This is a genomic window from Pseudomonas sp. Fl5BN2 (genome assembly GCF_009908205.1).
Taxonomy (GTDB): Bacteria; Pseudomonadota; Gammaproteobacteria; order Pseudomonadales; family Pseudomonadaceae; genus Aquipseudomonas.
The window spans coordinates 36,249-45,630 of the sequence record NZ_JAAARL010000025.1; the positions used below are offsets into that span (position 1 = coordinate 36,249).

Annotated in this window: 11 protein-coding genes, 1 tRNA gene and 2 pseudogenes; 11 read left to right on the forward strand and 3 right to left on the reverse strand. The window is 54.7% G+C overall.

Going from position 1 to position 9,382, the window contains the following annotated elements:
- The first annotated feature begins 9 nt into the window (after positions 1-9).
- The 4 genes from pheT (at position 10) to GV819_RS27650 (ending at position 3,197) form a co-directional block, all read left to right on the forward strand.
- Positions 10-2,388, forward strand: a complete 2,379-nt coding sequence (pheT, locus tag GV819_RS27635) for a phenylalanine--tRNA ligase subunit beta (RefSeq protein ID WP_161759212.1) — start codon at positions 10-12, stop codon at positions 2,386-2,388.
- A 3-nt stretch (positions 2,389-2,391) separates the two neighbouring features.
- Positions 2,392-2,694: an integration host factor subunit alpha gene (gene ihfA / locus GV819_RS27640; RefSeq protein WP_002553164.1), complete on the forward strand. Its 303-nt coding sequence runs from the start codon at positions 2,392-2,394 to the stop codon at positions 2,692-2,694.
- The gene (locus GV819_RS27645) at positions 2,675-3,031 is read left to right on the forward strand and encodes a MerR family transcriptional regulator (protein WP_007920509.1); all 357 of its coding nucleotides are present in this window, start codon (positions 2,675-2,677) and stop codon (positions 3,029-3,031) included. Before ihfA ends, GV819_RS27645 begins: the two co-directional genes overlap by 20 nt.
- An 89-nt stretch (positions 3,032-3,120) precedes the next feature.
- Positions 3,121-3,197, forward strand: a tRNA-Pro gene (locus GV819_RS27650).
- Between the two features lie 68 nt (positions 3,198-3,265).
- Here GV819_RS27650 and GV819_RS33345 read toward each other — a convergent pair.
- Positions 3,266-3,412 (reverse strand): annotated as a pseudogene (locus tag GV819_RS33345) (tyrosine-type recombinase/integrase); the annotation flags it as partial.
- Here GV819_RS33345 and GV819_RS27660 point away from each other — a divergent pair.
- The 3 genes and pseudogenes from GV819_RS27660 to GV819_RS33350 form a co-directional block, all read left to right on the forward strand.
- Positions 3,371-3,670, forward strand: a complete 300-nt coding sequence (locus GV819_RS27660) for a phage holin, lambda family (RefSeq protein ID WP_161759213.1) — start codon at positions 3,371-3,373, stop codon at positions 3,668-3,670. The pseudogene GV819_RS33345 and the gene GV819_RS27660 overlap by 42 nt on opposite strands.
- Positions 3,671-3,775: 105 nt before the next feature.
- Positions 3,776-4,126: a hypothetical protein gene (locus GV819_RS27665; RefSeq protein ID WP_161759214.1), complete on the forward strand. Its 351-nt coding sequence runs from the start codon at positions 3,776-3,778 to the stop codon at positions 4,124-4,126.
- Positions 4,127-4,465: 339 nt separating this feature from the next.
- Positions 4,466-4,711 (forward strand): annotated as a pseudogene (locus GV819_RS33350) (putative metallopeptidase); the annotation flags it as partial.
- Here the strand turns inward: GV819_RS33350 and GV819_RS27670 are convergent.
- Positions 4,636-5,172, reverse strand: coding sequence for a hypothetical protein (locus GV819_RS27670; RefSeq protein WP_161759215.1), 537 nt, complete (start codon positions 5,170-5,172; stop codon positions 4,636-4,638). The pseudogene GV819_RS33350 and the gene GV819_RS27670 sit on opposite strands and share 76 nt — an antisense overlap.
- The gene (locus GV819_RS27675) at positions 5,135-5,374 is read right to left on the reverse strand and encodes a hypothetical protein (RefSeq protein ID WP_161759216.1); all 240 of its coding nucleotides are present in this window, start codon (positions 5,372-5,374) and stop codon (positions 5,135-5,137) included. The genes GV819_RS27670 and GV819_RS27675 overlap by 38 nt, the downstream gene beginning before the upstream one ends.
- A 498-nt stretch (positions 5,375-5,872) precedes the next feature.
- Here GV819_RS27675 and GV819_RS27680 point away from each other — a divergent pair, with 498 nt between their 5' ends.
- From GV819_RS27680 to GV819_RS27695, 4 genes are all read left to right on the forward strand, one after another.
- Positions 5,873-6,337, forward strand: coding sequence for a DUF3015 domain-containing protein (locus tag GV819_RS27680; protein WP_256667627.1), 465 nt, complete (start codon positions 5,873-5,875; stop codon positions 6,335-6,337).
- 643 nt (positions 6,338-6,980) lie between these two features.
- A complete protein-coding gene (locus tag GV819_RS27685) occupies positions 6,981-7,562 on the forward strand; it encodes a DUF642 domain-containing protein (RefSeq protein ID WP_161759217.1) in 582 nt (193 codons plus the stop codon).
- 186 nt (positions 7,563-7,748) lie between these two features.
- Positions 7,749-8,390 carry a hypothetical protein gene (locus GV819_RS27690; RefSeq protein ID WP_161759218.1) on the forward strand — a complete coding sequence of 214 codons (642 nt, stop codon included), beginning with the start codon at positions 7,749-7,751 and terminating at the stop codon, positions 8,388-8,390.
- A gap of 119 nt (positions 8,391-8,509) precedes the next feature.
- Entirely contained in the window at positions 8,510-9,382 is an 873-nt protein-coding gene (locus tag GV819_RS27695) for a putidacin L1 family lectin-like bacteriocin (protein WP_161759219.1), read from the forward strand.

Consider the following 9,382-nt stretch of genomic DNA (forward strand, 5'->3'; position numbering starts at 1 on the left):
GAGAGCAGGATGAAATTCAGTGAACAATGGCTGCGTGGCTGGGTTAGCCCGCAGGTGAGTCGCGACGAGCTGGTAGCTCGTCTATCGATGGCCGGTCTTGAGGTCGACAGCGTAACGCCGGCCGCCGGTGTTTTCAGCGGTGTAGTGGTGGGTGAAGTGCTAAGCACCGAGCAGCATCCTGATGCCGACAAGCTGCGGGTGTGCCAGGTCAGCAATGGTGCGGAAACCTTCCAGGTTGTGTGCGGTGCGCCAAACGTGCGCCAAGGCTTGAAGATTCCATTTGCGATGATCGGTGCAGAGTTGCCTGGCGACTTCAAGATCAAGAAGGCAAAGCTGCGTGGCGTTGAGTCCAACGGCATGTTGTGCTCCCAGGCGGAGCTGCAGATCGGTGAAGGCAATGACGGTCTGATGGAGTTGCCGGCTGACGCTCCTGTGGGTATGGATATTCGTGCCTACCTGAACCTGGATGACGCCAGCATCGAGGTTGATTTGACCCCGAACCGCGGTGACTGTCTGTCGCTGGCCGGTCTGGCTCGCGAGGTTGGTGCCCTGTATGCGGCTAAAGTAGAGCGTCCGGAAGTTAAAGTTGTCCCTCCGGTGCACGATGAAGTGCGTCCAGTCGAGGTGCTGGCTCCAGCGGCCTGCCCGCGTTACCTAGGGCGGGTTATCCGCAATGTCGACCTGTCCAAGCCGACTCCTCTGTGGATGGTTGAGCGGTTGCGTCGTGGCGATGTGCGCAGTATCGACGCGGCCGTGGATATCACCAACTACGTGATGTTCGAACTGGGCCACCCTCTGCACGCTTTCGATCTCGCTGAAATCAATGGCGGTATCCGCGTGCGTATGGCGGAAGAGGGCGAAAAACTGGTGCTGCTCGACGGTCAGGAAGTGACGCTGCGCAGCGATACCCTGGTGATTGCCGACCATACCCGGGCTTTGGCAATTGCAGGGGTAATGGGGGGCGAGCACAGCGGCGTCACCGCGAACACCCGTGACGTGTTTCTGGAAAGCGCATTCTTCGACCAGATTTCGGTTGCCGGCAAGGCGCGCTCCTATGGTCTGCATACCGATGCCTCTCATCGCTATGAGCGTGGCGTTGACTGGCAACTGGCCCGTGAAGCCATGGAGCGTGCTACAGGGTTGCTGCTTGAGATTACTGGCGGCGAAGCGGGTCCGATTATCGAGACTGTCAGCGAGCAATACTTGCCATCTGTTGCACCTGTCACGTTGCGTGCTGAACGCGTTACTCAGATGCTGGGCATGGAGATCGACGGCGTTGAGGTTGAGCGTCTGCTCACTGCGCTGGGGCTGATTGTGACCGCCGACGGGGCCGGGCAGTGGCGTGTTGAAGTACCGAGTCATCGCTTTGACATCAGTCTTGAGGTCGACTTGATCGAAGAGTTGGCACGCCTTTATGGCTACAACCGCTTGCCGGTTCGTTATCCGCAGGCCCGCCTGGCCCCTCAAGCCAAAGCAGAAGCACAAGGTGACCTACCAGCACTGCGCCGTTTGCTGGTCGCTCGTGGCTATCAGGAAGCGGTTACTTATAGCTTCATCGATCCGAAGCTGTTTGAACTGTTCAATCCAGGCGTCGAACCGCTACTGCTGGCTAATCCGATTTCGGCAGATATGGCCGCCATGCGCTCCTCGTTGTGGCCGGGCCTGGTCAAAGTGCTTCAGCACAACTTGAACCGTCAGCAGGATCGCGTCCGTATGTTTGAGAGCGGGCTGCGTTTTGTTGGTCAATTGGAAGGTTTGAAACAGCAACCCATGTTGGCGGGTGTTGTTTGCGGTAGCCGGCTGCCTGAGGGTTGGGCACAAGGCCGCGATGGCGTGGATTTCTTTGACGTCAAGGCAGATGTCGAAGCGGTATTGGGTTTCGCAGGTGCTCTGGACGCCTTTGCCTTTGTCCCAGGCCAGCATCCTGCACTGCATCCAGGCCAGACGGCACGCATCGAGCGCGATGGTCGTGAAGTCGGTTATCTGGGCGCCATTCACCCGGAGCTGGCGAAGCACCTCGGCCTGGATCGTCCGGTTTACGTGTTTGAACTGGTTTTGGGCGAAGTTGCCCAGGGGCGTTTACCGAAGTTCCACGAACTCTCGCGGTTCCCTGAAGTGCGTCGTGACCTGGCATTGCTGGCGGATCGTGACGTGGCGGCCAGTGCGGTATTGGACGTAATTCGTGAGAATGCAGGTGAATGGCTGACGGACCTCAGGCTATTTGACGTGTATCAGGGTAAAGGCATTGATCCACATAGAAAAAGCCTTGCCGTTGGCTTGACCTGGCAGCATCCATCGCGCACTCTTAATGACGATGAGGTGAACTCCACGACGCAAAACATCCTCACCTCGCTCGAACAAAGGTTGAACGCCACGTTAAGGAAGTGACGTATGGGGGCTCTGACGAAAGCTGAAATGGCCGAACGTCTCTACGAAGAGCTAGGCCTGAATAAACGCGAGGCCAAGGAATTGGTCGAGCTATTCTTTGAAGAAATCAGGCACGCTCTCGAAGATAACGAACAGGTTAAATTGTCCGGTTTCGGTAACTTCGACCTTCGGGATAAACGCCAGCGTCCTGGCCGCAATCCTAAAACGGGTGAAGAAATTCCGATCACGGCTCGCCGTGTGGTCACCTTTCGTCCAGGGCAGAAGTTGAAGGCCCGAGTTGAGGCTTATGCTGGAACCAAGTCATAACGACGAGCTGCCGGTCATTCCGGGTAAACGCTACTTCACCATTGGTGAAGTCAGTGAGCTTTGTGCGGTAAAACCGCATGTTCTGCGTTATTGGGAGCAGGAGTTTCCTCAACTCAACCCCGTCAAACGCCGCGGAAATCGCCGGTATTATCAGCGCCAGGATGTGCTGATGATCCGGCAGATCCGTGCGTTGCTTTACGATCAGGGGTTCACCATCGGCGGTGCGCGTTTGCGCCTTTCCGGTGATGAGGCCAAAGACGACACGACCCAATACAAGCAACTCATTCGTCAGATGATCTCTGAGCTGGAAGATGTGCTTGTGGTGCTCAAGAAGTAATTCAGTGTATTTAAATACTTCCACTTTTCAAAAGCTTGCGGTATATTTCTCAACGTTTCCTGAGAAGTGAAACAGGTTTCACGCCTAGTCGGGGCGTAGCGCAGTCCGGTAGCGCACTAGCATGGGGTGCTAGGGGTCGAGTGTTCGAATCACTCCGTCCCGACCATATTCTTCAATGACTTAGGCCAATGTTCACAGCATTGGCCTTTTTCATTTGCGTGACTTCTCGTTTTTTCATGGCTGTCTCCTCTTCAAAATTGTCAGCGCTGGACCTCGCGAGTCTGTTGCTGAAACCATGTTTGCTGCTTTTATAAGCTGATCCAGCTCCGCGGCTGAGTAATGGCTTGTGATGCTGCCATTCTTGTGGCGAGCAAGGCCTTTCAGCCACAGATCTATGCAGGTGGTATGGCCGCCATTGTTGCCGTATTCCGAGTGATCTATGGTGGTGGCAGCAGACGCAAGATGGTGCTGGAAGCCGTCATCTGCGGCCTGATCGGTCCCAGCCTTATCCCTTTGCTTGAGTACTTCACCCTCCCGGCCGACCTGGCCACCTTCGCTGGCTGCATGGTCGGCTTTGTTGGAGTAGAGAAACTTCGGGATTACTCCGATCGGTTCATGAGCCGCAAAGCCGAGAGCTGATCCACGCCACTTTTTCGAATGCTCCAGATCGTGGCGCGATAATCGATAATTCCAGCGATTGAGTTACCCTTGGATAGGTTCAGTCACGTTCTCTAGGTAGCATTCATGTCTCGATTCGAGGTTTCCAGCAATGGGCAGCATATCGGTTGGTCCGATCTGGAGCTCGGCGACCCGCCCATGGGGGTAGCTTTCGGTGTATTTGTTCCAGGCCCCGGCTACTCCCGCATCCAAGGTCAAGTTCGAGCCTCTACTCAGCGTGATCAGAGGCACTTCAATTTTACGGTGCGTATTGTTGGAGGAGAGGAGATTCGCGCTTCTGGCGCGTCCATAGCTGACTACTCGGCCGATTGTGGGGCTGATGCAATAGAGCTAGTCGTTCTGGGTATCGAGTACCCTGACTATGGTGAAGTCTTTCCTGAGCATGTAGAGGCGTATCGACGCCAATTTGAGATCTGAGCCTGTATCAGGAAATAAGTGCGCTGGAAGAGTGGGGGTGCCGCTGGTGAGTGCGGCACGGAGCACATTAGGAGCGCGGATAGTTCAGCTTGAGGCAGGCATTCTCGGCTTCAGCCTGTCCAGGATATGACTCTCCGATTTTCTGCCCTGTGGACTTCTCCTATACCTCCCAGTGAAAGCTAGATTGGGATCCAGTACTTTGTCCGCTCTTATTTCCTTGTACGTTTGCGGTCACTACTTTTTTTGTCGCGTAACGCTCGCTCATGAAGTGTTCCTTGTCCATGAATGGGGTGCTACCAATACTGGCAACCAGCCACTATTTCAAGCTTCAGGTGATCCGTGGACAGACCTAGCCCTCCAGCATCGCTGCTTGAGCTGTCCGATCTCTTCGGCTTCGGTATTCGCCTGACTCCAGCCCCTGAAGTGTGGGAATGGCTCCAGGCCGAGATCCTTGCCGATACTTGCAGCATTCACAACAAAGACCATGCCCACCTACTGGATGCAGACATTCAGGTCATGTGGGCATCTTCGAGCTTCGAGAAACAGGGCCGGACAGTCCTTGGCCAAGCCGAGCAGCTGGCTTTCTGCAGCTGCTGGTCGCCGACGGCCATGCCGTTCTCGATCCAGACCGCATTGATTTCTGACGGCAGCTTGGCGGGCTTCTCTTTCAATGTGCCGCAGACAATGGCGCTGTCCAGGGTGCCGGCCTTGTTGGCCGCCATCAGCAGGCGGAACAGCTGACCGCGGGCTGGCAGGGGTGGTGGGTCCAGCACGTCGAAGCGGTCGAGGACCAGGAAGCGCAGGCCTGAATGCTCTGCGATGGCCAGGGCCAGCAGGGCGTCGACACGCCTGCGCTCCGATTCCGACAGCAGCGTGTAGGTGCGCCCGCCGGCGGTGATCTGTACCAGTGGCCAGCCGGCAACCTGTGACCCCTTGGCCAAGCTGTCATTGAAGGGCTTCAAAGCGCCGGCCAGGATCTCGCCCGGGATGCCATCGGGTGCCAGCAGGTCAGCAATCAGGGTCCAGGCCTTGAGGTCGGATTGCATCTTCCACACGCTTGAGCATTGCGTCGGTCACCGGCTCGCTGGCGGACTTGTCCAGGCCGGCCAGGTCACGGCCGGCCTGTTCGGCTTCTGTGACCGCCTTCTGGTCGTTGACCTGGGTACGGGCCGGCAGGCTGTAGGCCTCGTTCGCTTTCTTGAGCTCCATCTGGGCGGTGGCCAGCTTGGCCGCGTCGGCGGAGCGCATTCGCTGCACCCTTTAGATGGACCGCAGCTACAGTCACCCTCGCAGCCGCAGCTGCCCCCGGAGCAATCCAGAGTGCACCAGCTTTCTTGCTCAACTTCCCCCTCTTGGGTGATCGAGTAGCCATCGAGCCAAAGCACTGGGATAGGGACTGGAAGGATGTTTGGGGCTTCCTGCGAGCAGCCATGAAAGAAGTGGATAATCAGGATCAACAGTCGCCATGGCAGGTTATTTACGCGGAAAAATAAGAAAGTGCAGCGTAATATATTGACGTGGCGGGGGGACGGTACTTATTCCCATAATGCACAAGTAACGCGAAACGCACAGCCAACTCAAAACCCGGCCATCGAGCCGGGTTTTTTGTCTGCTTTTAATCGACAGTCTCTGTGTCTTTATATCTTTGCTACGCTCAAGCTGCATTTATCTTTTGTGCCAACAGTATTAAGGGGAAAAAATATGGAGATTTTCAACCTTGTAAAGGTTGTTTCCTTAAGTGCGTTGATGCTGACAGCAGTATCAACATACGCGGATACACCTAAAAAAAGCGCTGGTTGTGGTTGGGGTAATATGCTGTTTGAAGGACAGAAAGGCCTTGGTCCATATGTTTTTGCCTCTACTACCAACGGCACTCTAGGCAATGCTACCTTCGGCATGACCTCCGGCACGAACGGCTGCGATACGAGCAAGCCTATGGGATATGGTGGTCACTCGCTGCTCGCCATGAATGGAATGCTGGATGGTATTGCCGAGGACATGGCGAGAGGCAAGGGTGAATATCTGGATAGTTATTCAGCTTTGCTGGGTGTTGATCAGAAAGACCAAGCCTATTTTGCGAAAGTGACGCATGCGCATTACGGAGAGATATTCAGTGCTCATAATCTCTCTAGCGAGCAAGTTCTAAGCCGGACGCTGGCGGTCATGAGTAAAGATGCGGTATTGATGCGTTATTCCAAGCAGCCAGCGTGACCGTATCGCTGTGCAAATGAAGTCCTGTTCTAGCGACAGGCCATCCGGGCTAATTTTCGGGTGACGTACAACCCCTGTGCCTCTAATGCATACCGACCCCGCCTAGTGCGGGGCTTTTTATTGCCTCAGTTTCACCTGTAGCCAGGACAGCCCCTTGGGATAGCCTGGGCGTCGATAGCCGGATTGTGCGACGCACGGAATCAACACCGGCAGCCCGCGCACTCTGCTCCATCAATGCTTACCGGGTGGCGCGAGACTGGATCAGCGAGATTGATGCATAGGGGGCGTTGACGCTGTGAGGGGCTCTGGCGGACAGATCGGAAAGACGATCGCACCTATTCAGGGCCTAGATATTGATCGGGGCTTTTTCGTCTTGGGCTATGCCCAGGCCAGTGCATAGAACGTTATTGGCAGAGTGAGATTTTCAGGGATGGGACGTAGCTCATAAAAATACTGGTTGCATATACAGTGTTTTATTGAGATAGTCATTCCACTCCTCGAGCGCATCAGAAGCGAAAACCAGCATGTCGTTGGTGCTTACCTTCCTCGACTCGTGTGAAGGCCTTGAGCTTTGAGTAATCGCCTTTGAGCGACATGAATGCGGACTGCTCCGCAAAAAATCATTCGACTCTTAGGTATGAACATGAAAGTAATCAAAAAAACTTTTTCTCCAGTTGCTCTGGCTGCTGTCTTGCTGGTTTCGGGTAATGCCGCTTTCGGCGCTGAAATGGTAGTAAACGGAAGTTTTGAGGCACCTGGTTGTGGCAATAACTGCATCCTGAACACTCCAGCTCAGGCCGACTTCGTAAATGGCTGGACGACCTTTCTGTCTGGTGTGGAGTACATGAACGTCAGGGCTTCGATCGGCAGTTCCGTGGCTGCCGATGGTGTGATGAGTGTTGACCTCGCCAACTACACCTATCTGAACGGCGGCGGCATTCAGCAGAACATCAATACCGTTGTCGGAGCCCGCTACCGCTTGACCTTCAGTGCCGGCAACTCCAAGTACGTGAATCGCACTGGCAACGGCATCATCAATCTCAAAGTGGCAGGGCAAACGACGAGCTTCGACACTCCTGTTGCAACCGGTGATGCAACTGTCTGGGAAACCAAAACCTACGACTTTACCGCGACCACTCCTCAAACGACTCTGAGCTTCTGGAACGATCAAGATCCAAATGCTCACTTCGCTTTCCTCGACAAGGTAAGCGTCACTCCTTTGTAAGGGCGTCGTGACCAGTCCCAGAGCAAAAAGACCGCCCGAAAGTGGGAGGCTTTTTTCTTAAATGGTCGACTGGTATTTCAGGCCAATCGATCAGCTAGAAAGCCTTGAGCTTCAGCACATCGCCTTTGAGCGGCATGAATGCGGACTGCGCCGCAAAAAATCATTCGACTCAATAGGTCAATCCAAATGAAAAAAGCTATCAGTGTTTCCCTGCTCGGTTTGTTGGCGCTTTTTGGTGCCAGCATGAGTGCCTTTGCTGACACAGCAATGTCCTGGAATTTGGCAAGGGATGTAATTCTGGCAAAGGAGAGTGCCCCACAAGGTTCTCCTTGGGCGTTTATGCAGAACTCGTCTGGTGTGAACAAGGCCGAAAACTACGTCCCATTGCCGTACTTCAAAGCCGACTCGTGCAGCAACCTCCCGGCTACATGCTGGATGGATCAAGTGTCTGGGGCACATGTGTCGGTTCACCTGAAACCTTACACCTACACGGCAAACGGCAGCTTTACCATTGCAGCTGGTGACGTGGCATTTCACCCAGGCCAGAACAGCCAGACGGTCATTCGTTGGGCCAGTCCTGTGGTGGGCGAGATCAATATTCTCGGGCGAGTAAGCAGCATTCACAACAGTTGCGGTGATGGCGTTGCTTGGTCTTTGAATCAGGGTGACACGGTTCTTCAGTCGGGTAGCTTGGTCAGAGGCAGCGGAGCGGTCTTTTCGGTCAGCAAAGTGCCTGTCACCAAATCGTCCGCCATTTACTTGGTTCTCGACAAGAAGGCCAACTACACCTGCGATACCAGCACTATCGACATTCTCATCACCAAGTAATAACGGTGATGTAGCAGTACGTATGTCGACAACGCCAAGAGCGTCGAACTCATCGCCTTTGAGCGACATGAAAGCGGAATCTCTCGCGAACAATCATTCGACTCTATAGGTGAAAAAAGATGGCACCAAGCGGACCACCACGCGTTCAATTTACCAACAATGGCAGCGCAATATTGCCTCCTCGGAACTCGATGAGCCCAGGCCAGTACTTGGAATCGCCGAGCAAGCGATTCAAGCTAATTCTTCAACCTGATATGAATTTGGCTCTGTACGACAATGGTGCCACGGTATGGGTTGCCGATTACAACAACCCTTACACGTACACCATCCGAAATCCGGTTGCGGCTGTTCCAAACTCGTTTTACATATTTGAGTCTGGGATTCTTGTCGACCATACCCGTAGTCGGAGCTGGAGTACTGTAAACAGCACCCCGCCGGACAGCGTTGATGCCGCTGCATATCGCAACTTTCTCCAGGTTCAGAATGACGGGAACATTGTGATCGTTGATTCTCGGGCTATCTGGAACGGCACACCAGGCATCCCACTTGACCCGGGTGGCAGCGCATTTCTATTCGGCGGCACGACTGAACTGCAGCTGGGAGTGCCTTACTTTGCAGGCGATGGTGCACTGATTTTCCAAGGGGACGGAAACGTCGTGAACTATGGTCCGAACTGGAGCGTTCGATGGGCGAGCTACACCCAAAACAAAGGCGCCGTTCGAGCGGTGTTCCAAAATGACGGCAATTTCGTCGTGTACGCGGCGAATAACGTTCCGATCTGGCAGTCGGGGACCGGTGGCAACCCGGGCGCCACTCTGCGATTGCAGCCAAATGGCAGTCTGGCTATTGTCCAGGAGGTACCAGTCTGGGCTCGCTTTGGGTACACCCCAACGATCCGTCGACGGAAGGTCTACTACCCAGACAACACCAGCGCCGAGCATAACGGTACCGACCCATACCCAACCTACGGCCATATCGGCTGGGAGTTCTGA

Bases quoted from the DNA above. Each gene is read 5' to 3' on its own strand.
- pheT (WP_161759212.1), top strand. From the start codon at position 10: ATGAAATTCAGTGAACAATGGCTGCGTGGCTGGGTTAGCCCGCAGGTG.
- ihfA (WP_002553164.1), top strand. From the start codon at position 2,392: ATGGGGGCTCTGACGAAAGCTGAAATGGCCGAACGTCTCTACGAAGAG.
- GV819_RS27645 (WP_007920509.1), top strand. From the start codon at position 2,675: ATGCTGGAACCAAGTCATAACGACGAGCTGCCGGTCATTCCGGGTAAA.
- GV819_RS27660 (WP_161759213.1), top strand. From the start codon at position 3,371: ATGGCTTGTGATGCTGCCATTCTTGTGGCGAGCAAGGCCTTTCAGCCA.
- GV819_RS27665 (WP_161759214.1), top strand. From the start codon at position 3,776: ATGTCTCGATTCGAGGTTTCCAGCAATGGGCAGCATATCGGTTGGTCC.
- GV819_RS27670 (WP_161759215.1), bottom strand. From the start codon at position 5,172: ATGCAATCCGACCTCAAGGCCTGGACCCTGATTGCTGACCTGCTGGCA.
- GV819_RS27675 (WP_161759216.1), bottom strand. From the start codon at position 5,374: ATGCGCTCCGCCGACGCGGCCAAGCTGGCCACCGCCCAGATGGAGCTC.
- GV819_RS27680 (WP_256667627.1), top strand. From the start codon at position 5,873: ATGCTGACAGCAGTATCAACATACGCGGATACACCTAAAAAAAGCGCT.
- GV819_RS27685 (WP_161759217.1), top strand. From the start codon at position 6,981: ATGAAAGTAATCAAAAAAACTTTTTCTCCAGTTGCTCTGGCTGCTGTC.
- GV819_RS27690 (WP_161759218.1), top strand. From the start codon at position 7,749: ATGAAAAAAGCTATCAGTGTTTCCCTGCTCGGTTTGTTGGCGCTTTTT.
- GV819_RS27695 (WP_161759219.1), top strand. From the start codon at position 8,510: ATGGCACCAAGCGGACCACCACGCGTTCAATTTACCAACAATGGCAGC.